We start from the raw sequence: 23275 nt of genomic DNA on the forward strand, positions 1-23275 counted from the left end.
CTGTTCGTCGAGGCGACCATCGTCAGACCTCAGGGGGGCCTTGCGGCAAGACCGGGGGTGGGCCATATCCTGAAGATGGCAGGAACGCGTCAGGCCGCCGCGCGGTCGATCGCGAGCTCGATGCCGTCGAGCAGGCGGTCGAGCGTCGCGTCGAACGACGCGTGGCCCGCGTCGAAGCCGCCGGCCTCCCAGATGCGCGTCATGGTCGGGTAGCGCTCGGGGTCGAACCAGGTGGTCCAGAAGCCGGACATCGTGTCGAAGTAGTCGTCGTTGCTCAGGCCGGAGCTGCTGCCCTCGGCGCGTTCGGCGACGGTGGCCCGCGCGATCCCGCGCACGTAGGTGTCGACGAGGCCGATGAGCTCGACCACCCGTGCGGGCCCCAGGCCGGTACCGGCGAGGACGCGCAGCCCGGCCTCCTCGGCGTCGAGGACGTGCGGCGCCAGGGGCAGCCGCCACATGTTGGTCTGCAGGATCCACGGGCGGCGCAGGTAGAGGTCACGGTGCTCGCGCGCGTACCGGGTCAGGGCGGTGCGCCACGGCAGGTCGGCGCCGGGCAGGTCGAGCTCGGCGAAGGCGCGGTCGACCATGAGGTCGATGAGCTCGGTGCGGCCCGGCACGTAGGTGTAGAGCGTCATGGCGCCGACGCCGAGGTGCGCGGCCACCTTGCGCATGGAGAGTCCGTCGAGCCCGGCGTCCTGGACGACGACGGTCCCGGCCTCGACGACGTCGTCGAGCGTGAGGCGGGCCTTGCGCCCCTGGGTCGACGGCTGAGGAGGGTCCCACAGCAGCGCGAGCCGACGCGCGGCGTCAGTGGTGTCGGGGGTCGGCGTGCTGCTCGTCATGGGTCCTCTCCGGGGGTTCCGCGTCATTCTCGTACAGCGTATGCTCAATCCGCTCCATCATTTCGGTACAACGTACGAGAGGCGGGTCGCGAATGATCCGAGCGAGAGGTCTCACGAAGACCTTCACGCGAGGCAAGGGCACGGTCGAGGCAGTCAAGGGAGTCGACATCGACGTCGCGGAGGGCGAGCTCGTCGCCTTCCTCGGGCCCAACGGGGCCGGCAAGTCCACGACGCTGCGCATGCTCACGTCGCTGCTGGAACCCACCGCGGGCACCGCGTCGGTGGCCGGGTACGACGTCGGCACCCACCCCGCGCAGGTGCGAGCCCGCCTGGGCTTCATCGGCCAGGGCAACGGCGGCGGCTTCAGCTACCAGGTGCGCGACGAGCTGCACAACCAGGGGCGCTTCTACGGCCTGGCTCCGGCCGAGTACAAGCGCCGGGCCGGCGAGCTCGTCGAGGCGCTCGAGCTGGGCGGGCTCGAGAAACGCACCGTCCAGTCGCTCTCCGGCGGCCAGCGGCGACGCCTCGACGTGGCGCTCGGCCTGATGAACCACCCGCCGCTGCTGTTCCTCGACGAGCCGAGCACCGGGCTCGACCCGCACGCGCGCGCCAACCTGTGGGAGCACATCGTCGCCATGCGCGAGCGGTACGGCATGACCGTCGTGCTGACCACCCACTACCTCGACGAGGCGGACGACATGGCCGAGCGCGTCGTCGTCATCGACCACGGCGAGATCATCGCCGACGCCCCGCCCGAGGCGCTCAAGCGCGAGCACGCCGACGACCTCCTCACCCTCACCGTGCGCGGCGGCTCGGCCGAGGCCGTCCGCTCCGCGCTCGCCCCCGCCGTCGGGCCGGACGCCGTCCACCCCGGCACGCTCACGGTGGCCGACGGCGGCACCCCGGCCGGGGACGACGGCCTGCGCGTCCAGGTGGCCACCTCGCACGGGGCGGACCGCCTGCCCGAGGCGATCGAGGCGCTACGGGTCGCGGGCCTGACCACGACGTCGGCGACCGCGCGGCAGGCGAGCCTCGACGACGTGTTCCTCAACCTGACCGGCCGGAGCCTGCGAGAGGAGGCGGCAGCATGAGCGCGAGGAGCCCCCGCGCAGGAGCGCCGAGGAACGAGGTGCCTCCGGAGCGAGGCACCGCAGCGGTCATGCAGGAAGGTGTGAGCGCACAGACCGAGACGACCGGCGCCGTCGCGCACGAGGAACCGCGCATCGTGGTGCGCACCGGACCGGGCAAGTTCGTGGCGGACACCCGCGCGGTGTTCGTCCGCGAGATCCTGCTGATGCTGCGCGACCCGTTCACGCTCATCTTCTCCCTGCTGCAGCCGCTGGTGTTCCTCGGGCTGTTCGCCCCGCTGCTGACCGGGACGTTCGGCGGCACGGGGTTGTCCACGGCGGACACCCTGCAGTGGTTCGTCCCCGGCGTGATCGTCATGATCTCGCTGTTCGGGACGTCGATGACCGGGTCCAACCTGCTGTACGAGCTGATGACCGGGTCCTACGAGCGGGTGCTGGCCACGCCGCTCGACCGCTCCGCCATCCTGGTGGGGCGCGCGCTCAAGGAGTTCGCCCCGCTGGTGGTCCAGGGGCTCCTGATCGCGGTGCTGTGCCTGCCGTTCGGCTTCCGGTTCAACCCGCTGCACGCCGTGGCCGCGCTGGTGCTGCTGGGGATCTTCGGCGTCGGCGTCGGGGCGCTGTCCTACGCGCTGGGGCTGGCCGCCAAGAACCGCGAGTGGCTGTTCTGGGGCGTGCAGCAGGCGCTGATCTTCCCGCTGCTCATCCTGTCGGGCATGATGCTGCCGCTCGAGGCGGGCCCGGGGTGGATGCAGGTCGCGGCCCGCTTCAACCCGCTGACCTACATCGTCGACGCGGAGCGCGCACTGTTCGCCGGGGAGCTCGGCGACGCCGTGGTGCTGTGGGGTCTGGTCGCCGCCGTGGTCACGTGCGCGGGCGGCCTGCTCGTCGGCATCCGCACCACCCGCCACGCCACCTGACCGACCCCTCCCCGAGCTGTGTTGTGGGCGCGAAATCTGGCCTGATATGGGCCATATGCCCCGGTCTGGCTCCCAGATTTCGCGCCCACAACGCTCAGCGGCCGGTGTTGTTCATCTCGTCCGGGTGCGAGCCGACGCGCTCGCCCCGGTCGAGGGCGGTGATGTCCGCCATGTCGGCCTGGGACAGCTCGAAGTCGAACAGCCGGAAGTTCTCCTCGACCCGCGCCGGCGTCACCGACTTGGGGAAGACGACGTCGCCGCGCTCGATGTGCCAGCGCAGCACCACCTGGGCCGGCGTCCGGCCCAGGTTCTCCGCGATACGCGCGATCGTCGGATCCTCCAGCACCCGCCCCCGGCCCAGCGGCGACCAGGCCTCCGTCACGATGCCGTGCTCGGAGTCCACCGCGCGGACGTCCTCGTTGCCCAGCCACGGGTGCACCTCGACCTGGTTGACGGCCGGTACCACGGTGGTGTCGTCCATCAGCCGGCGCAGGTGGTGCGGCTCGAAGTTGGACACCCCGATCGCGCGAGCCCGGCCCGAGCGATAGATCTCCTCCAACGCCCCCCACGCCTCCACGTACCTGTCGACCGCCGGCAGCGGCCAGTGGATCAGGAACAGGTCGACGTGCTCGAGCTGCAGCTCCGCGAGCGTCCGGTCGAAGGCCGCCAGGGCGTCGTCGTGCGCGTGGAACGCGTTGTTGAGCTTGCTGGTGACGAAGTAGTCCGCGCGGTCCAGGCCGGAGGCTGCCAGCGCCTCGCCGACGCCGCGCTCGTTGCGGTACATCTGCGCCGTGTCGATGTGCCGGTAGCCGATCTCCAGGGCGGTGGAGACCGCGTCGCGGGTCTGCTCCGGCGGCACCTTGAACACCCCGAAACCGAGCTGCGGGATCTGCACGCCGTTGTTGAGGGGGAGGGACGGGACCGGCTCGTTGCTCATCCGCCCATCCTGCCCACACCCCGGACCGGATGCGACCCGCCGAACTGGTGCACAATGGAGGTGCACCAGGAGGTGTCCGATGGTCACGAGGGACGAGGCGCGGACGGCCAAGAGCGCACTGCGCGAGAAGCTCGGTCAGGTCGACGGCGTGTGCGGGGTCGGCCTCGCGCAGCGCGGCGACGACCATGACTGGGTGCTGCAGGTCAACGTGCGGAGCCTCAGCGCCCGCAAGGACGTGCCGCCCGACGTCGACGGCGTGCCGGTGCGCGTCCGCGTGGTCGGTGCCGTCGAGGCGCTCTGACCGCCCCACCAGCGGGCGCCCGGTGCTCCGCTCAGGCCGCGTCGACGCCGTGGTCCGCGCGGAAGGCGTCCACGATGCGTTCCGTCCCGCCGCCGACGCGCAGGAACTGGTCGTCGAGCACGCGGGCGAACTCGTCGAGGGCGTCCTCGAGGACGGTGCCCAACCGGCGGACGTCCCGGTGCTCCGAACCGTTGGCCGCGTCCGTCAGCGCCTGGGCGTGGACGATCGTGTCGGCGAGCGACGTCGACGGGTCCTGGTCGCGGAATTAGTAGGTCTCGGAGTACTGGATCAGGTCGACGTGCACCTGCTCGACCTGCTGCGCCACACCCAGCAGGAGAGCGGCGGTGGTGGTCTCCATCGAGGGCACGGCCTCCACGGCGCCGCTGCGGTGCAAGGTCATGAGCCGTAGGGCGAGCACGCGCCGCCGGGTCAGCGCCGGGTAGACCTGCAGCACCCAGGAGACGGCGGCGGTGAGCAGGGCGAAACCCAGGAGCCCCTCGATCGGCGTGGCGATCCGCAGCCACGGCGTCAGCGGCGTGATGTCGCCGAACCCCATGGTCGTCACGGAGACGAGCGAGAGGTAGAGCGCGTCCACCACGGTGCTGCGCGTCGCGGGGTCCGCGCCGGGGGCGTAGAGGAAGCCGTCGGGCATCCACGGCCCGAAGATCAGTGCCCAGCCGAGCACCATCAGCACGCCCCAGCCGCCGATCGCCGCCACCATGGCTGCCGCGCCGCTGAGGCGGCGGCCGAGGTCCCCGAGATGGCGCGACGCCATCCAGACGCCGTGCATGAGCGCCTTGCTGAGGCGTCCTTAGCCCTGGGGGTGCCACAGCGTGTGGAACACGTCCCACATCACGATCAGGACGAGCGCGGCGCCCAGTCCCGTCAGCAACCAGCTCACCCTCGGACGCTAGGCGGGCCGGCGGGTGCTGGCACGCCGGAGCGCGGGGCAGGGCAGGGCCTAGCCGTCCTCGCGGGCCCGGCGGCTCTCGCGGTCGTTCGCCTCGACGAGCTCGTCCTTGTCCATCGTCGAGCGTCCCGGGACGTCGAGCTCCTGGGCGATCTCGTACAGGTGCTCCTTCGAGGCGTTCGCGTCGACGCCGCCGGCCGTGGAGCGGGACGTGCCCACCCCGCCCTCGGCCTGCGGGTCGGAGGGGCCCGCCTCCTCCTTGGGCTGCCAGCGGTCGCCGACCTTCTCGTGCGTGTGCTTCAGCGCGGCGTAGGCGACGCGGTACGCCCGTTCCTCGTCGTCGTACTCGTCCATCGCGGAGTCGTACGCCTTGGCGAACGTGCGCTGCGCCTTGTCGTCGGAGCGCTGGAGGGTCGAGGGGAGCTCGCTCTGTCGGGCGTCGCCCCGTCGGGTGGTCTTCGGCATGGCGGCACCTCCTTCTTCTCGATCCCTACGGTGCGTCAGCGGGCGGGCGCTCGCAGCGCGGTTCGTCGAGGCCGAGGCTCCGTGCGGTGGCAGCAGCTACTGACGCCGTCGTAGGAGTCGACGCCGAGGGCGACCCTCCTCAGGAGCCTCCGCACGTGCCTCCGCTCGCGCCTCCGCGGCTCGCGCCGCCCGGCGCTCCGCCCATGCACCTACCGTCGCTTCGACGTCCCGCGGCATCGTGACCAGGGGCGGCCCGGTGGGCGGCTGATATCGGCCACGGAGCACTCGTTTGTTGAACTCCTCGATCTCGTGACGCACGTCGGCCTCGCTCCACAGCTGGTCGAGACGTTCGTCGAGCGCGGCATCCTCCTTGCGCAGCTGGATGGTGGCCGGCAGCAGCACGATCTTCTCGCGAACCACGAGGTTCTTCAGCCACCAGTCGGGGTCATGGCGATCAGGCAGGTCGAGCGGCTTGCCGCTGCCGGGCAGGTCGTCGAACTCGCCTCGTTCGATCGCCTTGCGAACATGCATGTCGGCCAGCAGCGCGATCGCCACCTCGTCGTCGATGGCGACCGCGGACGGGTTGAAGCACGCGGCGGGTGGGTGCGGGTCGGCCATCGTCGACCGGGTCACGCGGCGACTGGCCGCGCTCGACCAGCCTCCGCACCCCAGGGACGTGCTGCGGCTGGTTCTCGCCGAGATGCTTCCCCTGGGTCCCGAGGCGCACGCGTCGAGCCGCATGAGTGCCGCGTACGTCCTGGAGGCCCTGCACGACCCCGCACTGCGCAAGCAGGCGGGCCTCGGGCTACGGGACGGTCGCGCCCTGGTCGAACGCCTCGTCCGCCAGGCGATCGCTCAGGGGCAGATCACACCGGACCGCGACCCGGACATCGAGACAGATCTCCTCCTTGCGCTGACAAGGTTCACCCCGCTGCTCGAGCTGGAGGTGATCGAGCCCCGCGCCGCACTGGCTGCCATCGATCAGCATCTGGACCGCCTCTTCGCCGCGGCATCCTGACCTCGCGCGCCCGCACGAGGCACTCCGCCCGATGGAGGACCGCCCCTTCCGACGCCGTCGCCGAGGTCCTCGAGGTCCGCCCCGACCTGGACGGCGCCGACCTCGCATCGCTCCGCGAGGCCGCCGAACTCATCACCGTCGCCGACAACTTCGCCGTAGCCGGCCGCGCCGACGGCGACGTCGCCACTGGCAGCACGGGCCAGGTTGTCCACCCTGCCCAGGTCGAAAGCCGCCTTACCCGCACGGCCGCCGCCGCCATCCTCGCCCGCTTCCAGACGCCCCCGCCTGGCGCCGCCGACATCGGTGCTTGCGTTCCGCACTCTCCTGAGTTGCTAGAAGAACGCAGAATGCGATGAAATGCCCCAGCCCTCGGCCGGCCGGTTGACAGCGCCGTTTCAGCACTTCTGAACCCGAGAGGACGCCACCAGATGAGTGGATTGAACACGACCCCGAAGGCCCGTGCGGCAACCTGCGCACCCTCGCCGGTGACGTTGGCGCCGCGGCGTCGATCCGCGGTCTCTACGTAGCCCCTCCCGAGGACTGAAAAGGATGCATGCGATGCCCAGTAGGCGACGCAGGATGAGCCCGCTCGTGACCTTCGTGGTGATGCTCGTGCTCGCTGCAGCAGTCGTGACCGGGGGTTACTTCGTCCTCGACTGGCTGGCAGTGCAGTGGTTTAGAGCTGCCCCATAGCGGTACAGGGCTTCAGCATCAACCCCGAGGGCTACCGCCCCGTTGCGTGGCCTGCCACAAGCACTACGAGATCGAACTCTCAGCCGAAGTCGGAGCACCACCGAAGCCTCAAGTCCTTCAAGCCGGGGGCCCCGTCTCGGCCGTGCCCTCGGGAGCGCTGCAACGCTCGTCGAGGCTTTCTCTCGGTGTCGGCCACATCCACGCGATGCCGCAGAATGGCCTGGTGACTTCCTCGCCCCGCCTGCCCCGCGTCCGCGCCTCCGAGCTGGTCGGCCGCGGCTGGTTGAACACGGGCGGCCGCGACGTCAGCCTCGCGGACCTGCGCGGCAAGGTCGTCGTCATAGATTTCTGGACCTTCTGCTGCTTGAACTGCCTGCACGTCCTGGACGAGCTCCGCGAGCTCGAGGAGTCCCGCCGCGACGAGCTCGTCATCATCGGCGTGCACTCCCCGAAGTTCGCGCACGAGGCCGACCCGGACGCCCTGGCCGCCGCCGTCGAGCGTTACGACGTGCGCCACCCCGTCCTCGACGACCCGGAGCTGACTACCTGGGACGCCTACGCGGCGCGCGCCTGGCCCACGCTGGTGGTCGTCGACCCCGAGGGCTACGTGGTGGCCCAGATGGCGGGGGAGGGGCACGCCTCGGCCGTCGCGGCCATCGTGGACGAGCTGGTCGCGGAGCACGAGGCCAAGGGCACGCTCCACCGCGGCGACGGCCCGTACGTCCCGCCGACGCCGGAGCCCAGCACGCTGCGCTTCCCGGCCAAGGCGGTGGAGCTGCCGGGCGGCAACCTGCTCGTGGCCGACGCGGGCCACCACTCCCTCGCGGAGCTGGCGCCCGACGGCGAGACGCTGGTCCGGCGCATCGGCTCCGGCGAGCGCGGGTGCACCGACGGCGGCCCCGGCCCGGACGGCACCCACACCGCCCGGTTCAGCGAGCCGAACGGCCTGTGCCTGGTGCCGACCGGTCTGCGCGAGCGGCTCGGCTACGACGTGCTGGTCGCGGACACCGTGAACCACGCCCTGCGTGGTGTACATCTCGCCACCGGCCAGGTGTACACGGTCGCCGGGACCGGTCGGCAGTACATGATCGGCGGGCAGGAGAACGTCGCGCCGCCCGGCGGTCAGCGACGCCCGCACCACCCCGACGACCGGCTCCCGGCCACCCAGGTCAACCTCTCCTCACCCTGGGACGTCGCCTGGTCCGAGCCGCTGGCCGCGTTCGTGGTCGCGATGGCGGGAAACCACACCCTCTGGGCGCTCGACCCGGAGGACTCCTCCCTCCGGCTGCTCGCCGGCACCATGAACGAGGGCCTCGAGGACGGTCCCGGTGCCGACGCCTGGTTCGCCCAGCCGTCGGGCCTCGCGCCGTCACTCGACGCCGACGGCGCGCCCGACGGCGGGTTCTGGCTCGCCGACGCCGAGACCTCCGCCCTGCGCCACGTCGCGCCGACCGGTGCGGACGGGGTCGAGGTGCGGACCGCGGTCGGGCAGGGGCTCTTCGACTTCGGCCACCGCGACGGACCGGCCGCCGAGGCGCTGCTGCAGCACCCCCTCGGGGTGGCCACGCTGCCCGACGGGAGCGCCGTCGTCGCCGACACGTACAACGGCGCGCTGCGCCGGTACGACCCGGCCTCCGGGGAGGTGACCACCCTGGCGACCGGCCTCGCCGAGCCGAGCGACGTCGTCGTGCAGCCGGACGCCGACGGCGGCACGGTGCACCTGCTGGTGGTCGAGTCCGCCGCGCACCGGCTCACCCGGGTCGCGCTGCCCGCGGACCTTGCCGGCGAGGTGCTCGACGGCGGAGCCCACCGGGTCGCCCGCGCGGCCACCGGCGTCGCCCCGGGCGTGCTGCGCCTGGAGGTGCCGTTCGTGCCGGCACCAGGGCAGAAGCTCGACGACCGGTTCGGTCCGTCCACCGAGCTCCGCGTCAGTGCGACACCGCCCGAGCTGCTGCTCGACGGCGCCGGCGACGGCACCGACCTCGCCCGCGCCCTGCGCATCAACCCCGAGGTACCCGAGGGCGTCCTGCACGTGACCGCCAAGGCCGCCTCGTGCGACGAGGTGCCGCTCGGGCCGGACGGCGAGCCCGACCCGGACGTCTTCCCGGCCTGCCACCTCGCCCAGCAGGACTGGGGCGTGCCGGTCCGCGTCACGCCCGACGGTGGCACCACGCTCTCGCTCCCGCTGCGGGGCGCATAGCCGTGGAGCCCGCCGAGATCCTCGTCGCCGGGCCGGCGTCGTGGAACCAGCTCGTCCACCTCGACCGGCTGCCGGACCCGCGCCCGCACACCGTGTTCGCCCGCGGCCACCACGCCACGGTGGGCGGGACGTCGGCCGGGAAGGCGCTCAACCTGCGGTGGCTCGGCCGCAGCGTCCAGCTCCGCACGGTGCTCGGCACGGAAGCCGAGGGTGCGCGCGTGCGCCGGCGGCTCGAGTCCGCGGGCGTGGACCTCGTCGCGACCGACGCCCCGGACGGCCGCACGGAGCGGCACCTCAACCTGCTGGACCCCGACGGCGGACGCGTGTCGATCTACCTCCAGGCACCCGACGCGCCGGAGCAGGACCACGGCGCGGAGGCCGCGGCTGAGGCAGCAGCGCTCGGGCGTGCCGTCGACGCCGCCCGCGCCGTCGTCGTCGACCTCGCCGTCACGGCCCGCCCCGTGCTGGAGGCCGCAACGGCGCGGGGCGCCGACGTGTGGGTCGACCTGCACGACTACGACGGCGCCTCGGCGTTCCACCAGCCCTGGGTCGACGCCGGGACGCACGTGTTCCTCAGCTCCGACCGGATGCCCGGCTACCGCGACTTCCTGCGGTCCCGGCACGACGCCGGTGCCCGCCTCGTGGTCTGCACCCACGGGGCAGGGGGTGCCACGGCCCTGACGGACGCGGGGTTCGTCGACGTCCCCGCGGTGCGGGTCGACCAGGTCGTGGACACCAACGGCGCCGGGGACGGGTTCTTCGCGGGGTTCCTCGACGCCCACCTCGGCGGTGCCGGGGTGGATGCGGCGATGCGGGCGGGCGCAGAGCACGCCGCGCGCGTGGTCCGGAGCCCCGAGCTGGCTCCGGCGGCCCGCTGACTCACACCAGCGCGGCCGACCGCTCCCAGAGCTCGTGGGCGACCCGGGGGTCCGTGGCCTCCCGGCTGATCCCTGCCGCGATCCGGTGGCCCTCGTAGTAGGCGCCCGGCTGAAACGTCGTGCCCGGGGTGCCCTCGGCGAACCGGACGAGCTGGTCGGCGCCCTTGTCGGGGCTGACGGTGAACAGCCGCCGGAGCGGGCCGCGGTAGAGGTGCCGCAGCACGTGGTTCGTCTCCCCGGCGAAGCTCGTGCCCACCACGCCGGGGTGGAACGCGACCGCGCTGAGACCCTGGCCACCGTACCGGCGCTGCAGCTCCTGCGTGAACAGGATGTTGGCCAGCTTGGCGTTGCCGTACGCCCGGTGCGCGGCGTAGCGGTGGGCGTTCTGGAGGTCGTCGACGTCGAACCGGCTGAACAGCTGCGCGGCCCGGCTGGCCGTCTGGATCACGGTGGCGCGCCCGGCGACCAGGGCGGGCAGCAGCAGCTCGGTCAGCAGGAACGGCGCCAGGTGGTTGACCTGGAAGGTCTTCTCGTACCGGTCGACGGTGAGCTCGCGCTCGCCCATGATGCCGCCGGCGTTGTTGGCGAGCACGTCGATCCGCGGGTGTGCGGCGAGCAGGTCGGCGGCGAGCCGGCGCACCTGGGCCAGCTCGGCGAAGTCGGCCAGGAAGAAGGGGGCGTCCAGCTCGGCGGCGACCGCCTCGGTCTTGGCCGCCGAGCGGCCGACGAGCACCACGTGGTGGCCGTCGCGGACCAGCCGGCGGGCGGCGGCCGCGCCGACCCCGTCGCTGGCTCCGGTGAGGACGATGGTCCGCGGCATGTGTTCTCCCGTCGTGAGGTCGGTCGGCGTGCGGTCGGTCGGCGGGCGGGTCAGGGCGCCGCCAGCTCGTCGAGCATGCGCTCGAGGTTGCCGCGGGCGGTCGCCGCGTACCCCTCGACCCAGTCGCCGGCGTAGGCGCGCGGCACGATCTCGACCACGAGCAGGCACGCGAAGTAGGCCCGGTACAACCGCAGCCGCGTCCACGCGGCGGGGTCGCCCGCACCGGGCGTCCCGTCACCGAGGCCGAGGTCCCCGCCCGCGTCCCGGTACCCGGCGAGCAGGGCGGGGTCGACGGCGCCCACGCCGAGCTGGTCGGCACCCACCAGCTCGAACACCGGGTCGCCCCACATGGCGCGCTCGGCGTCGAGGAACGCGGTGAGGCGGTGGTCGGCCGGGTCGAGCAGGACGTTGCCGGGCCACAGGTCGGCGTGCACCAGCCGGGGCGTGGTGACGGCGGCCAGGACGTGCCGGTGGCCGGCGACGGCGGCACGCAGGCGGGCGTGCGGCAGCGGCACGTCCCAGCGTGCGGCGTCGGCGAGGACGGCCTCGATCATCGCGCTGAACGCCTCGGGCCACGTCGCCCGGCTGAGCCCGGACGACGGCGCGGGATAGCCGAAGCGGTCGCCGGTGATCCGGTGCAGGCGGGCCATGACCGTGCCCAGCGCACGCCGCACGCGGCGCGAGGCGGAGGGATCGAGGTCCAGGCCGTCCCAGAGCACGCCGGGCAGGTACTCGGTGACGAGCACGTCGCCGGCGACGTGCTCCTGGCTACCATCCACGTGCAGCACCGCCGGAACGGGCAGGCCGGCACGGTGGGCGATGCGGTAGACGGCGGCCTCCGTGCCCGAGACGCCGTGCTCGTACCGCAGCAGCCGGGTGGTGTCCGCGCCGGTCACCTTGACGACCACGTGCCGGCCGTCCGCGAGACCCACACGGAGCACGGTGGCGAACAACCCGCCCACCAGTGGCTCGACGTCCTGGACGGTCCCGACCGGAGCCAGGACCGCCGCGACCTGGTCGTCCGTGACGGCGGTCTTGGTCAGCACGCGCCGAGCCTAGCCCCGCGCCGACGCGGCGGACAGGCCCCTCAGGCCAGGCCGCTCCGCCGGGCCACCACGGCCGCCTGCATCCGCGAAGGCACCTGCAGCTTGGCGAGCACCCGGGACACGTGGGTCTTGGTGGTGGCCTCGGAGATCACCAGCTCGGCGGAGATGTCCTGGTTGGACAGCCCGCGGCCGAGCGCGGCCAGCACGTCCACCTCCCGCGGGGTCAGACCGTCCAGCCGCGGGTCGGCCTCGCGAGCCACGGGCTCGGGTGCCGCGGCGTCCGACGGCGTCGTGGGGGTGCCGGCGAGCCGGGCCAGCACCCGCCGGGTCACCTCGGGGGCGAGCACGCCGTCCCCGGCCGCCACCCGCCGCACGGCGCGGAGCAGGTCGGCGGGCTCGGCCGACTTGAGCAGGAACCCTGCGGCGCCGGCGTCGAGCGCGCCGTGGACGTACTCGTCGAGGTCGAACGTGGTGAGCACGAGCACTTCCGCCAGCCCTTCGGCGGTGATCGTCCGTGTCGCTCCGATCCCGTCCGTGCCGGGCATCCGCAGGTCCATCAGCACGACGTCGGGGCGCAGCGCCCGTGCGTTGGCGATCGCGGCGTCGCCGTCGGCGGCCTCCGCGACCACCTCGACGTCGTCGGCGGCATCCAGCAGCAGTCGCAGGCCCGCACGGATGGCGGCGTGGTCGTCCGCGACCAGCACCCGGACCGGTCGGTCCGTCGGCACCGTCATGCGACCTCCTTGCCGACGGGCAGGCTGGCCTCGACCTGCCAGGCGTGGTCCGCCGTCGGCCCCGCCGTGAACGTACCGCCGAGACCTTCGGCGCGCTCGCGCATGGTGATCATCCCGGTGCCCGCGCTGAGCGGCACCTCCCGCCGCTGTGGGTGCACGACACGCCGCTGTGTCGCGTGATCCGACGGCGCGTCGTGCACCCACAGCGGGGGGAGGGGGTTGCGGACTCGCAGGGTCACCGTCCCCGCCGCACCGCCGTCGAGCCGGATCGTCACGGGCCGGCCGGGGGCGTGCTTGCGGGCGTTGGTCAGCGCCTCCTGAGCGATCCGGTGCAATGCCTGCCCGACGACGGCCGGGACGACCCGCTCCGAGACCTGCTGCGGGTCGTCGACCGTGACGTCGTCGCCGGCGGAGCGTGCGGACCGCACCAGCTCGCCCAGGCCGTCGAGCCTCCCCGGCGCGGCGACGGGTTCCGGCGGGAGGTCGGCGCGGAGCAGCTCGATCATGGACCGCATCTCGGTGAGCGAGGCGACCGAGCTCTCGCGCACCTGCTCCAGCGCGCTGCGGTCGCGCGCCGCGTCCGGCGACAGGGCGAGCGCCGCACCGGAGTGGATCGCGATCGAGGACAGGTGCGAGGCGATGACGTCGTGCAGGTCGCGGGCCATGGCCGCGCGCTCCGCCTGGACGGCCTCGTGCCGGTCGAGGACGGCGATGCGGGCGACGTCGGCGGCGCGCTCGCGCTCCAGCTCGGCGGCGCGGGCGGCCTCGTCGGCCCGGGCGCGCTCGAGGTCGGCGAGCTCGGACTTCTGCCGCACGTTGTCCGCCCACCACATCGGCATGACGACGACCGCGCCGATCTGCAGGCCGGCGAACACGAAGTACTGCAGGTCCCGGCTGGCCTCCCCGGCCGCGACCGCGACGGCGAGGGTGAGCACCGCCGCGGCCGTCCACAGCACGGTGCGTGCCGTCCGGCCGGTCCGCAGCACGGCCTCGTACAGCAGCTCCCACAGCACCACGACCAGGATCGAGAGGCTGCCGCCCCACACGAGGTCGACGGCGACGACGGCGAGGCCCGCGGCGAGCGCGAGCAGGGGGCGCGTGCGCTTGGCGAGGAGCACCAGGCAGCCGACGGCGAGCAGCGCGACGCGCCACCACGGTTCCGGCTCGACCGAGGCCAGCGGACCGACCGGCGGCACGAGGTCCACCAGGCCGACCGCCAGGAGCACCAGGCCGAGGGCGAAGGCCGCGACGGCGCCGACCACGTCCGCGAGCAGGTTCTCGCCGCTCCACGCCCGGTGCAGGCCGCGCAGGCGGTGCGGCTGCACGGTCGCGGCGGGCGGGGACTCGGTGCTCACGGTCCCATCCCAGCACAGCGCGCCGCGCCGCGGATCGGTGGAACGATGTACGCCGCGCGCTGCGCGTACCGGGGCCGCCGCGAGGATCATCCGTCCGGCGGACGCCACCGGCCCGGGCCCCGGGCGATGCTCGGGGCATGAACCTCCCTGTGGATCTCGTCGGGACCGAGGGCGGGCTCGTCGCGATGGCTGGCGTGCTCGCCGTGCTCGCGCTCGTCGACTCGACCAGCTTCGGCACCCTCCTTATCCCGGTCTGGCTGCTCCTGGCCCCGGGCCGGGTGCGGGCCGGGCGCGTGCTCGCCTACCTCGGCACGGTCGCCGCCGCCTACCTGCTGATCGGCGTCGCGGTGCTGCTCGGTGCGGACGCCCTGCTCGAACGGTACGGCGAGGCGCTGGAGTCGCGGCCGGCGCTGCTGGTCCAGCTCGTGCTGGGCGTCGGGCTGCTGGCGCTCAGCTTCCGGTTCGACGGCAAGCGGCCCGCGCGCCGGGCCGAGGCGAACGGCGGCCGGCCGGGCCGTCTGACGCGGTGGCGCGAGCGCGCCCTCGGCCTCGACCCCGCCGCCGCCTCCCCGGTGCTGCCCCTGATGGGGCTGGCGCTCGGTGCCGTCACGATCGAGGTGGCCACGATGCTGCCGTACCTGGCGGCGATCGGCCTCCTGACGGCGTCGGACCTCGCGACGCCCGTGACGCTGGGCGTCCTGGCCCTGTACTGCGTGGTGATGGTGCTGCCGGCGCTGCTCCTGCTCAGCGGCCGCCTCGTCGCGTCGCGCTGGATCGACCCGCTGCTGCGCCGCCTGGAGCGGTGGTTGTCCAAGAACGCCGCCGAGATGACCGGCTGGGTGCTGGGCATCGTCGGTGTGCTGCTGGCCCTCGACGCCGTCGGGCGCCTCGGCTGGGCGTGAGCCGCCGTCAGGCGAGGAGGTCCGGCAGCTCGAGCAGCGAGCCGACGACGTCGACCTGGCTCGCCTCGGGCCGCGCCGCGTGCAGGTATCCCCACGGGCCGCGGCGGATCAGCACGGGCCGCATCCCGGCGTCGGCCGCCGGCAGCACGTCGTTGTCGAGGCGGTCGCCCACGTAGGCGATGCCCGACGGCGGCACCCCGGTGAGGTCCGCCACCGCGGCGAAGAACCGGGGGTCGGGCTTCTGGACGCCCCACTCGTCGGAGGTGCGGATGCTGTCCACGGGCAGGTTCATGGCCTCGAGCGCGGCCCGCGCCTGGGGCGGCTGGTTCCCGGCGACGACGACGGCGAACCCGGCGTCGCGCAGCGCGGCCAGCCCGGGGCGGACGTCGTCGTACAGGTCGTCGGCGTCGAAGTTCTCTCGCAGGTCGTCGGGATCGTCGACGGCCCACCGGGCGATCTCCGCGGCCAGGTCGATGCCCGGCCGCGCGATCTGGAACGCGTCCTGCAGAGGCCGGTCCGTGGCGGCGCAGGCACCGATCAGGCCGAGGAACGTGCCGGCGGGGATGCCGAGCCGCTCGGCCCAGCGGGAGAAGATGCGGGTCTCGTCGACGAGGGTCTCACCGACGTCGAAGACCACCGCGCGCACCATGGGCCCGAGCGTAGCGTCAGAGGCTGCCGGGTTGCGTGTTCGCCGGGGTACGGCGGTAGCGTGTTCAGAAGACGTCCAGACCCCCGGATTAAGGTGAGTGGCATGACCCATCCGGCGATTCCTGTGACGCTCTCGACAGCGTCGGTCTATCCGCGCCGTGCGGCCTTCGCCTTCGAGTCGGCGGCCGAGATCGGCTTCGACGGTGTGGAGGTCATGGTCTGGTCCGACCCGGCGACGCAGGACCCGAATGCGCTGTCGAAGCTCGCGGCCGACACCGGCATGCCGATCCGCTCCATCCACGCCCCGACGCTCCTCGTCAGCCAGCGGGTCTGGGGGCGGTCCCCGGCGGACAAGCTCGCTCGCGCGGTCGACATGGCCGGCGAGCTGGGTGCGCGGACCGTCGTCGTTCACCCGCCGTTCCGCTGGCAGTACCGCTACGCGCGCAGCTTCGAGGAGCAGGTGCGCGAGCTCAACGCGGGCGGCCCGGTGACCGTCGCGGTGGAGAACATGTACCCGTGGCGCCCGCACTCCCGGCTCGACCGGGAGCTCAAGGCGTACCTGCCGGGCTGGGACCCGATGGAGCACGGCTACGACGCCGTGACGCTCGACCTCTCGCACGCCGCGGTCGCGCAGCAGGACGGCCTCGACCTGCTGCGGGAGTTCGGCGACCGGCTGCGGCACGTGCACCTGGCGGACGGCACCTTCAACGCGCGCGACGAGCACCTGGTGCCGGGCCGCGGCGACATGCACTGCGACAAGGTGCTCACCGAGCTGGCCCACTCCGGGTTCGACGGCGACGTCGTCCTGGAGATCTCGACCCGCAAGGCGTACGACGCCCACGAGCGGCACACCGACCTCGTGGCGGGTCTGGAGTTCGCGCGTTCGTACCTCGCGCCCGAGCCCGTGCCGTACACGCCGCCGCCGCCGGAGCACCGCCACCGGCCGACGGACGCGTGGGAGCCGGAGCATCCCGGTACGTCGAGCGTCTGAGGGGCTGCCGGTCAGGCGGCCAGGGCCGGCCGGGCTCCCACGGCGCGGAGCACGAACGTCTCCGCCGCGCTGATGGCGCGTTCCCGGGCTGCGGGCTCCTCGGGGATGAGCCGACCCGACAGGCAGGCGTTGACGAGCTGGACCGTCGGCTCGATGTCCTGGCGCGGGAACGACCCGACGTCGATGCCCTCGTGCAGGATCCGCTTGAGGATCGACTCCACGATCTCGGCGTGCTCGCGCAGCCTCGCCTGGGTCGACCGGGACAGCACGGTGCGCAGGTCGGGGCCGGGGGCCAGGTGGAAGACCCGCGCGAGCTGGGCCTGCTGGCGGATGTAGGTGCGCAGCTGTTCGACGGGGTCGCGGACCTCGGCCAGCGCCCGCTCGAGCGTCAGGGCGTACTGCTCGGTCTCGTGCGTGATGAACCCGAGGAGCAGCGCCTCCTTGTCGGAGAAGTGGTTGTAGACCGCGGTGCGCCCCACCCCGGCGGCGGTCGCGATGTCGGCCAGCGTGATCGTGTCGAACCCGCGCTCCGCCATGAGCGTGGACAACGCCGTGAACAGCTTGTGCCGAGTCATCTGCCGGTGCTCGTGCAGACTCTTCCCGATGATCTTGGGCATGCTGACATCATAGGCAAGCGGTGTCAGGACGCGTGTCGCTATCCTCGCCGTTGTGACTGATGACACCGCTGGCCAGGAACCGCAGGACGACGGCATCGTGCCCGACACCAAGGACTGGACGTGGGTCGTCGAGCGACGGTGCGACGAGTGCGGCTTCGACCCCCTCGTCGTCGACCCCCTCGCCGTCGGCGACGCCGTCCGGTCGGCCGTGCCGGCGTGGCAGGCCGTGCTCGCCCGGCCCGACGTCCGCCGTCGGCCCGCCCCGGGGGTCTGGTCGCCGCTGGAGTACGCAGCCCACGTGCGCGACGTCTTCCGGGTCTTCGACGGGCGGCTCGCGCTCATCCTGGAGACCGACGGCGCGGGGTTCCCGGACTGGGACCAGGACGCGGCGGCGCTCGCCGGAGGCTACGCGCAGGCCGATCCCGGCACCGTCGCCACCGAGCTCGCCGCCGCCGGCGACGCGGTGGCGGACCGGTTCGACGCCGTGCGCGCCGACCAGCTCGAGCGGGTCGGACGGCGCTCCAACGGGTCCACCTTCACCGTGCGGACCTTCGGCCGGTACTTCCTGCACGACGTGGCGCACCACCTCCACGACGTGCGCGCCTGACCCGCCGTCACCTGCTCGCCACAGACGGGGCTGATGGGGAGCGACGGGGAGGAGTACCTTGCGCGTCATGTCGTACACGCAGACGCTCGTCCCGCCTGAGCACGCCACGAACCACCTGCTCGTGGTGCCGGAGGTGTGGGGACCCGACCGCGTCCGGTCCCTCGCCGACGCCTGGTTCCCCGAGGTGCGGTGGTTGAAGGAACCGCGGGCCGAGGTCGACCCGCGCGCCAGGGGCGGCGCCCGCTTCCGGGGCATGGCCGCCGCACCGGAGCCGCAGGTCGGTCCCGGCGTCCTCGGCGTCGGCGACGAGCACGGCGCCGCGGGGCCGTTCGCGGTGAGCGAGTCGCAGTCGCCCCAGGCAGGGCTGACCGGGCGCGCCGCGGTCTACGCGCTCGGCCGCGTCGACGGCACGCCCGACGCACGCGTCGGCCGGCCGGCGACCACGGAGGACCGGGACGGCATCGCCCGGGTCTTCGCGGCCGGCCTGCCCGACGGCGAGGAGCTGCGGCTGGTCCAGTGGGGCGTCGCGGTGGCGCGCAAGACCGGCGGGGTGCTGCTCGCCGACGGACGCCAGCTCCTGCACCCCGACCCCACGAGCGCCGTGGACCTCACCCTCTACGCGGTGCACCCGCTCCCGCCCTCCGAGCTGCTCGGTCTGCTGCGTTCGGTCGTCGCGACGGCGGACGAGGAGCCGCCGCCGGCCCCGGGGGCGGCGCCCGTGCGCCTGGCGGCGCGCACGCCTTACGACGGCACGGTCGTGGTGGAGTCGGAGCGCGTGGACCGGGTGCCGCGCGCCCTGGTCGACCTCGACCCGACCGAGTACGGCCCGCACGCCTACCGGATGGTGTGGGTGCCGCAGGACCCCTACGAGCTGGGCCTCGAGCAGCCCTCGGGCGTCCACGTGATCGCCCGTTCGCGCATGCGGGCGATGATCGCCCGGCTCACGCTCCTGCTGCACGCGAAGGTCGGCGGGGCGATGGTCGACGACGGGGCGTTCCTGGCGACGACGGCGGAGATCGAGCGGCGCACGTCCGAGGACCAGCGCGCGTCGTCGCGCGCCTGGGTCTGACCGGAGCCTGCGGGGGATGACGACGATGTTGTCCACAGGCGTGTGGAGAGTCCACAGCAGGTACCGGTACCAGCGCCGATGCTGGTGAACACCGGTTTCTCCCTCGCGCCGCGGCGTGAGCCGGACGATCGGGACGGCCCGCCCGAAGGTTCCGGATCCGCGGAATCTCGCGGGTCCTCGCTGTTACCACGCTGTTCCGCCGGACGACAACCTGGGCGCTACCTCGCCGCCGTGCATGCGGGCGGCGCGCCGGAGCGGGCGTGTCGTCCACAGATTTTGTCCACAGGGGTGTGGACGGCGTGGGGATTCCGGGCGTCCCGCTGTGGATGAACCTGTGACTGAAAATCTTCCTCCGCGCACCCCTTGCAGACCTTCTCCAGCGGGTCTAGAAACGTGGCTATCGGTCTCGACAGAATGTGGCTCGGATCACGGTGACGTGGGAGGGGCGCAGGCCGTCGGGACGAAGGTCGACCGGAGAACGACGGGCCGATCCGCACCGAGTGCGGGCCGTGGGTGACGACACGGGTGTCCGGCGGCGCCGGAAGACCAGCCGCGTCCGGGGGCCTCTGCGGAGAACGGGCCGGCCGGGGCGACGACGCGTCAGGCCTCGACCGGGTCGGCAGGGGGTCCGGAGCTGTGACGTCGACGCAGCGCCCCGACAGCGATCGCCGGGGAACGCGGTGATGCCGAGGCCCCCCGGCCGCCCCGGGGGGCCTCGGCCGTCCGTGGGAGCGCGACCGCGCGTAGCCTCGGGCCCATGAGCAACCTCGAGACGCGTCCCGCCGAGCAGGTGTGCGAGGCCGGACGTGCCGTCGGCGGGATCGAGCTGCTGGAGGCGCGCGACGTCCCGCTCGGCGGCCCGCGCGCCATGAACGTCCGCCGCACCATCCCGCAGCGCCGCCGGTCCCTGATCGGTGCCTGGTGCTTCTGCGACCACTACGGCCCGGACGACGTGTCGGTGTCCGCGGGCATGCAGGTACCGCCCCACCCGCACATCGGCCTGCAGACCGTGAGCTGGTTGTTCGCCGGCGAGGTCTTGCACCGCGACTCCGTCGGTTCGCTGCGGACCGTGCGCCCGGGCGAGCTCAACCTCATGACGGCCGGCCGGGGCATCTCGCACTCGGAGGAGTCGCCGCAGGGGACGGCCGAGCACCCGCGGCCGCCGACCCTGCACGGCGTCCAGCTCTGGACCGTGCTGCCGCGCGAGGCGAAGGACGGCGAGCCCACCTTCGAGCACCACGCCGACCTGCCGGTGGCCACGCACGAGGGCGCCCGGGTGCAGGTGTTCATGGGCACGCTGCGGGTGGCCGGCGAGGCGCTGGTCTCCCCGGCCCGCACGTGGACGCCGCTCGTGGGGGCACAGCTCGACCTCGACGCCGGGGCGTCGGTCGAGCTCGACGTCGACCCCGGGTTCGAGCACGGGCTCCTCGTCGACGCAGGGGACGCCCGGCTCGAGGACGTGCCCGTGCCGGTCGGCGCGCTCGCCTACTCCGGTCCGGGACGCACCCGGCTGGTCGTGGCGGCCGGCGCGGCGCCGGTCCGGGCCGTGCTCATCGGCGGTACGCCGTTCGGCGAGGACGTCGTCATGTGGTGGAACTTCGTGGGGCGCAGCCACGAGGAGATCGTCCAGGCGCGCGCCGACTGGTCCGCGCAGGTCGCCGAGGGGGACGACGGCGGCACGGACTACGAGGAGGGATCGGCGGGGCGGCGCTTCGGGCGGGTCGACGGGTACGCGAGCGGACCGCTGCGTGCTCCCGCCCTCCCGGACGTCCGGCTCCGCCCCCGCCGGCGTCCGGGGGAGTGACCGCCGTCAGCGGAAGGTGATCCGGAGCTTCGCGTTCTTCTTCCCCTTGCCGACGTCGACCACCTTGATCTTCAGGTGGCCGCTGCGGCTGGTGAACGTCTGCCCCTGCTTCATGGTCGAGCGCCGCTTCGACTCCCGGCCCATCGGCACCACGAGATGCTCTCCCGGGTAGGCCCACCTGGAGCTCTTGGGCGCCAGCCGGCTGACGGTGACGCCGTACCGCACCGTGTAGTCGGAGGACGCCCGGTAGGGCAGCCGCGTGTACGGGTAGCGCACGCCGGACTCCTTGCGCCGCAGCTCGATGAAGTAGACGTCGCCCGTGCGCGGGTCACGGGCGCGGACCAGCGTGGGCCGCTTCGTGTCCCGGTCCCGCGCGGTGAGGGTCACGGTCCGGCTGCCCTTCTTCTTGCTCATGTATCGCTGCTCGGACGTCGGCAGCACGCCCAGCCGGCGCTTCTGGGCGCCGGAGAGCGAGGGGACGCCGTCCGCGGCGAACTCGGCCCCCATCAGGTCGAGCGGGTCCAGGCCCTCGGCGGCGCCGCAGCGCTTGCTCGAGAAGCTCCCGTCCGCCTTGCCCCGGCACCAGCCGACACCCGAGTGCTCGAGGCCCATGTTGTGCGCGAGCTCGTGGGCGAGCGTGGCCACGCCCTTCTCGTACTGGGGGTGGTTCCACCGCTGCCCGGAACGCTGACCGTTCGGCCCGCCGAAGAGCGAGAACGTCCATCCGCCCGGTGAGTTGCGCCCGGCCTTGGACGGCATCGAGCCGAGGCCGACCTTCCCGCGGCAGGTCTTGCCGTAACGGGAGCCGCCCGGGTAGTCGCCACTGCGGTAGGGGAAGAGCACCACGAGGTGGGCGCGGCGGTCCGGCCCGCGGGTGCTCGAGCTGTACCAACCCTTGCCGTAGTGCTTCTTGCCGCCGCGCTTGACCTGCTTGAGCACCTGCTTGGTGGTGCGGCACGCCCCGTCGCCCGTGTTGATGCGACGCACCTTTCCCGACCGGACGAACTTCACCTTGCCGCGGGACTGCTTCGACCAGTAGCTCGACGTCTTCTTCAGGAGCCGGTCGACGTCGGTACCGCGGACCCATTTCTTCACGCGCTTCTTGGGGATGTTCTTCGGCGTCGCGACGACGACCTGGACCGTGTGCCGCTTCGTGCTGGTGGTGGCGGCCGTCGAGAGCGCACGGATGCCGTCGTTCGCCGACGACCGTCCGAATCGTGACGAGTCGACGGTGGACTCCCAGGTCACCGGGCTGCCGGAGTGCGGATCCCGCAGATCAGGCGAAGCCGTGGCAGCGGTGGCGTCGACCAGGAGAAGGGCGCCCACGATAGCGGCGACGACAGGAAAGCGAAGCGACATATCGAGGCCCCCGAGCCGATCGACATCGATTTGTCGGAGCGTATCGATGAAGTGCGGAACGTGCCTGTCGAGAAGGAATGTCCTTTTCGCCTGTTATATGTTTCAGTGTCGGCGTCGGACGACCATAGGCAGCACCGCCCAGAGCCCCAGCAACAGCACGGCGCACCCGCTGCCGACGACGAGTCCCGCGGTGCGGTCCAGGACCACGTCGAACACGAGCAGCGCGGTGCAGGACAGCGCGACGGCGAGGAGCACCAGGGCGACGCGGGTCATGCGGTCGCCGACCGTGACGACCGACAGCTTGAGGTGCTTGCGGAACAGCGCCCGGTGGATCGCGACAGGCGCGACGAACAGTCCCGTGGCCAGGATGCAGGTGAGCAGGTCGGCCAGGTAGACGTTGCGCTGGAACGCGTCGAGGTCCTGGAACCGGGACTGGAAGGGCAGGATCAGCAGGAACCCGGTGAGGATCTGCACGCCCGTCTGCATGACCCGGAGCTCCTGGAGGAGCTCGACCCAGTTGCGGTCCGACCGTTCCTCCGGCGACTCCTCGCGGCCGTCCGGACGCCGTTCCGGCATCCCGGCGCTGTCGGCCATCGTGCCCTCCTCGCTCCCGTCCTCCGCTGCGCTCTCATGGTGCCACCGCGGGTCGCACGCCGCACCGGTCAGGCGTCTCGCACGTTGTGACCAAAACGTGACCTCAAGTGCGACAGATTCTGCATAGAATTCTGTGACAGATATCCCGGGGCCCGATGCCCGGCAGGAGACGAAGAGAGAGTCCCATGAGAACCGACACCCGCGACATGCTCAGTGTCACCGAAGCCGGACGCAGCCTCGGCCGTCTCACCAGCGACGTCGCGAACGGCCGGACTGTGGTTGTCCTCAAGAACAACGAGCCCACCGCCGCACTCGTGTCCGTGCGGACGATGGAACGACTCGACAGGGTCGAAGAACTGGAGGAGGACCTGCGAATGCTAGCGATCGCCTACACCCGGACCCTGACCGACAGCGGGGTCCGCCACACCCTCGACGACGTCGCAGCCGAGTTCGATATCGACCTCGTTGATCAGGACTGAT

At 72.8% G+C, this 23275-nt stretch carries 26 protein-coding genes; 12 read left to right on the top strand and 14 right to left on the bottom strand.

Annotation, left to right across the window (positions count from 1 at the left end):
- Positions 1 to 89: 89 nt before the first annotated feature.
- Entirely contained in the window at positions 90 to 842 is a 753-nt protein-coding gene (locus ACWAT2_RS04630) for a TetR/AcrR family transcriptional regulator (protein ID WP_402373380.1), read from the bottom strand.
- 92 nt (positions 843 to 934) lie between these two features.
- Here ACWAT2_RS04630 and ACWAT2_RS04635 point away from each other — a divergent pair, with 92 nt between their 5' ends.
- Positions 935 to 1933 carry an ABC transporter ATP-binding protein gene (locus ACWAT2_RS04635; protein ID WP_402373382.1) on the top strand — a complete coding sequence of 333 codons (999 nt, stop codon included), beginning with the start codon at positions 935 to 937 and terminating at the stop codon, positions 1931 to 1933.
- Positions 1934 to 2013: 80 nt separating this feature from the next.
- Positions 2014 to 2847: an ABC transporter permease gene (locus ACWAT2_RS04640; protein WP_402373385.1), complete on the top strand. Its 834-nt coding sequence runs from the start codon at positions 2014 to 2016 to the stop codon at positions 2845 to 2847.
- A 94-nt stretch (positions 2848 to 2941) separates the two neighbouring features.
- Here the strand turns inward: ACWAT2_RS04640 and ACWAT2_RS04645 are convergent, their stop codons facing one another.
- Complete coding sequence (locus ACWAT2_RS04645) at positions 2942 to 3784, bottom strand: aldo/keto reductase (protein WP_402373387.1); 843 nt, start codon at positions 3782 to 3784, stop codon at positions 2942 to 2944.
- Positions 3785 to 3863: 79 nt separating this feature from the next.
- Here ACWAT2_RS04645 and ACWAT2_RS04650 point away from each other — a divergent pair, with 79 nt between their 5' ends.
- Positions 3864 to 4085, top strand: coding sequence for a hypothetical protein (locus tag ACWAT2_RS04650; RefSeq protein WP_402373389.1), 222 nt, complete (start codon positions 3864 to 3866; stop codon positions 4083 to 4085).
- A 31-nt stretch (positions 4086 to 4116) separates the two neighbouring features.
- Here the strand turns inward: ACWAT2_RS04650 and ACWAT2_RS04655 are convergent, their stop codons facing one another.
- The 4 genes from ACWAT2_RS04655 to ACWAT2_RS04670 all read right to left on the bottom strand — a co-directional run bounded on the left by ACWAT2_RS04655 (position 4117) and on the right by ACWAT2_RS04670 (position 6093).
- On the bottom strand, positions 4117 to 4248 hold the full coding sequence (locus ACWAT2_RS04655) for a hypothetical protein (RefSeq protein ID WP_402373392.1): 132 nt from the start codon (positions 4246 to 4248) through the stop codon (positions 4117 to 4119).
- A gap of 102 nt (positions 4249 to 4350) precedes the next feature.
- On the bottom strand, positions 4351 to 4875 hold the full coding sequence (locus tag ACWAT2_RS04660) for a potassium channel family protein (protein WP_402373394.1): 525 nt from the start codon (positions 4873 to 4875) through the stop codon (positions 4351 to 4353).
- 171 nt (positions 4876 to 5046) lie between these two features.
- Positions 5047 to 5460: a ChaB family protein gene (locus ACWAT2_RS04665; RefSeq protein ID WP_402373396.1), complete on the bottom strand. Its 414-nt coding sequence runs from the start codon at positions 5458 to 5460 to the stop codon at positions 5047 to 5049.
- Between the two features lie 96 nt (positions 5461 to 5556).
- Positions 5557 to 6093, bottom strand: coding sequence for a DnaJ family domain-containing protein (locus tag ACWAT2_RS04670; protein WP_402373398.1), 537 nt, complete (start codon positions 6091 to 6093; stop codon positions 5557 to 5559).
- Positions 6094 to 6136: 43 nt separating this feature from the next.
- Here ACWAT2_RS04670 and ACWAT2_RS04675 point away from each other — a divergent pair, with 43 nt between their 5' ends.
- From ACWAT2_RS04675 to ACWAT2_RS04685, 3 genes are all read left to right on the top strand, one after another.
- Positions 6137 to 6478 carry a TetR family transcriptional regulator C-terminal domain-containing protein gene (locus tag ACWAT2_RS04675; protein ID WP_402373400.1) on the top strand — a complete coding sequence of 114 codons (342 nt, stop codon included), beginning with the start codon at positions 6137 to 6139 and terminating at the stop codon, positions 6476 to 6478.
- An 898-nt stretch (positions 6479 to 7376) separates the two neighbouring features.
- A complete protein-coding gene (locus tag ACWAT2_RS04680) occupies positions 7377 to 9371 on the top strand; it encodes an NHL domain-containing thioredoxin family protein (RefSeq protein ID WP_402373402.1) in 1995 nt (664 codons plus the stop codon).
- Positions 9372 to 9373: 2 nt separating this feature from the next.
- A complete protein-coding gene (locus tag ACWAT2_RS04685) occupies positions 9374 to 10249 on the top strand; it encodes a carbohydrate kinase family protein (protein WP_402373404.1) in 876 nt (291 codons plus the stop codon).
- 1 nt (position 10250) lies between these two features.
- Here the strand turns inward: ACWAT2_RS04685 and ACWAT2_RS04690 are convergent, their stop codons facing one another.
- From ACWAT2_RS04690 to ACWAT2_RS04705, 4 genes are read right to left on the bottom strand one after another with little or no spacing between them, the layout of a single operon-like run.
- Entirely contained in the window at positions 10251 to 11069 is an 819-nt protein-coding gene (locus ACWAT2_RS04690; protein ID WP_402373407.1) for an SDR family NAD(P)-dependent oxidoreductase, read from the bottom strand.
- A 50-nt stretch (positions 11070 to 11119) separates the two neighbouring features.
- Positions 11120 to 12115 (bottom strand): phosphotransferase family protein, encoded by a 996-nt coding sequence (locus tag ACWAT2_RS04695; RefSeq protein ID WP_402373410.1) that lies wholly within the window; start codon positions 12113 to 12115, stop codon positions 11120 to 11122.
- A 41-nt stretch (positions 12116 to 12156) separates the two neighbouring features.
- The gene (locus ACWAT2_RS04700) at positions 12157 to 12849 is read right to left on the bottom strand and encodes a response regulator (RefSeq protein ID WP_402373413.1); all 693 of its coding nucleotides are present in this window, start codon (positions 12847 to 12849) and stop codon (positions 12157 to 12159) included.
- Complete coding sequence (locus ACWAT2_RS04705; protein WP_402373416.1) at positions 12846 to 14204, bottom strand: sensor histidine kinase; 1359 nt, start codon at positions 14202 to 14204, stop codon at positions 12846 to 12848. The genes ACWAT2_RS04700 and ACWAT2_RS04705 overlap by 4 nt, the downstream gene beginning before the upstream one ends.
- Positions 14205 to 14341: 137 nt before the next feature.
- Between ACWAT2_RS04705 and ACWAT2_RS04710 the strand changes: the two genes are divergently transcribed.
- On the top strand, positions 14342 to 15106 hold the full coding sequence (locus ACWAT2_RS04710; RefSeq protein ID WP_402373419.1) for a GAP family protein: 765 nt from the start codon (positions 14342 to 14344) through the stop codon (positions 15104 to 15106).
- A gap of 7 nt (positions 15107 to 15113) precedes the next feature.
- Here the strand turns inward: ACWAT2_RS04710 and ACWAT2_RS04715 are convergent, their stop codons facing one another.
- Complete coding sequence (locus tag ACWAT2_RS04715) at positions 15114 to 15755, bottom strand: HAD family hydrolase (protein WP_402373421.1); 642 nt, start codon at positions 15753 to 15755, stop codon at positions 15114 to 15116.
- A 102-nt stretch (positions 15756 to 15857) separates the two neighbouring features.
- On the opposite strand from ACWAT2_RS04715, the gene ACWAT2_RS04720 reads away from it, so the two are divergent.
- Positions 15858 to 16745 (top strand): sugar phosphate isomerase/epimerase family protein, encoded by an 888-nt coding sequence (locus ACWAT2_RS04720; RefSeq protein WP_402373423.1) that lies wholly within the window; start codon positions 15858 to 15860, stop codon positions 16743 to 16745.
- Positions 16746 to 16756: 11 nt separating this feature from the next.
- Here the strand turns inward: ACWAT2_RS04720 and ACWAT2_RS04725 are convergent, their stop codons facing one another.
- Complete coding sequence (locus tag ACWAT2_RS04725) at positions 16757 to 17362, bottom strand: TetR/AcrR family transcriptional regulator (RefSeq protein ID WP_402373426.1); 606 nt, start codon at positions 17360 to 17362, stop codon at positions 16757 to 16759.
- Between the two features lie 52 nt (positions 17363 to 17414).
- On the opposite strand from ACWAT2_RS04725, the gene ACWAT2_RS04730 reads away from it, so the two are divergent.
- The 3 genes from ACWAT2_RS04730 (at position 17415) to ACWAT2_RS04740 (ending at position 20842) form a co-directional block, all read left to right on the top strand.
- Positions 17415 to 17969 carry a DinB family protein gene (locus ACWAT2_RS04730; RefSeq protein ID WP_402373429.1) on the top strand — a complete coding sequence of 185 codons (555 nt, stop codon included), beginning with the start codon at positions 17415 to 17417 and terminating at the stop codon, positions 17967 to 17969.
- 67 nt (positions 17970 to 18036) lie between these two features.
- Positions 18037 to 19038: a hypothetical protein gene (locus ACWAT2_RS04735; protein WP_402373431.1), complete on the top strand. Its 1002-nt coding sequence runs from the start codon at positions 18037 to 18039 to the stop codon at positions 19036 to 19038.
- A gap of 757 nt (positions 19039 to 19795) precedes the next feature.
- A complete protein-coding gene (locus ACWAT2_RS04740; RefSeq protein WP_402373433.1) occupies positions 19796 to 20842 on the top strand; it encodes a pirin family protein in 1047 nt (348 codons plus the stop codon).
- Between the two features lie 6 nt (positions 20843 to 20848).
- On the opposite strand, the gene ACWAT2_RS04745 is transcribed toward ACWAT2_RS04740, so the two are convergent.
- Complete coding sequence (locus tag ACWAT2_RS04745; RefSeq protein WP_402373436.1) at positions 20849 to 22168, bottom strand: hypothetical protein; 1320 nt, start codon at positions 22166 to 22168, stop codon at positions 20849 to 20851.
- 135 nt (positions 22169 to 22303) lie between these two features.
- Positions 22304 to 22795: a DUF6328 family protein gene (locus tag ACWAT2_RS04750; protein ID WP_402373438.1), complete on the bottom strand. Its 492-nt coding sequence runs from the start codon at positions 22793 to 22795 to the stop codon at positions 22304 to 22306.
- 185 nt (positions 22796 to 22980) lie between these two features.
- On the opposite strand from ACWAT2_RS04750, the gene ACWAT2_RS04755 reads away from it, so the two are divergent.
- Positions 22981 to 23274, top strand: coding sequence for a type II toxin-antitoxin system Phd/YefM family antitoxin (locus ACWAT2_RS04755; RefSeq protein ID WP_402373440.1), 294 nt, complete (start codon positions 22981 to 22983; stop codon positions 23272 to 23274).
- The last annotated feature ends 1 nt before the right edge of the window (position 23275 follow it).

This window comes from Isoptericola sp. GX10416 (assembly GCF_056590155.1).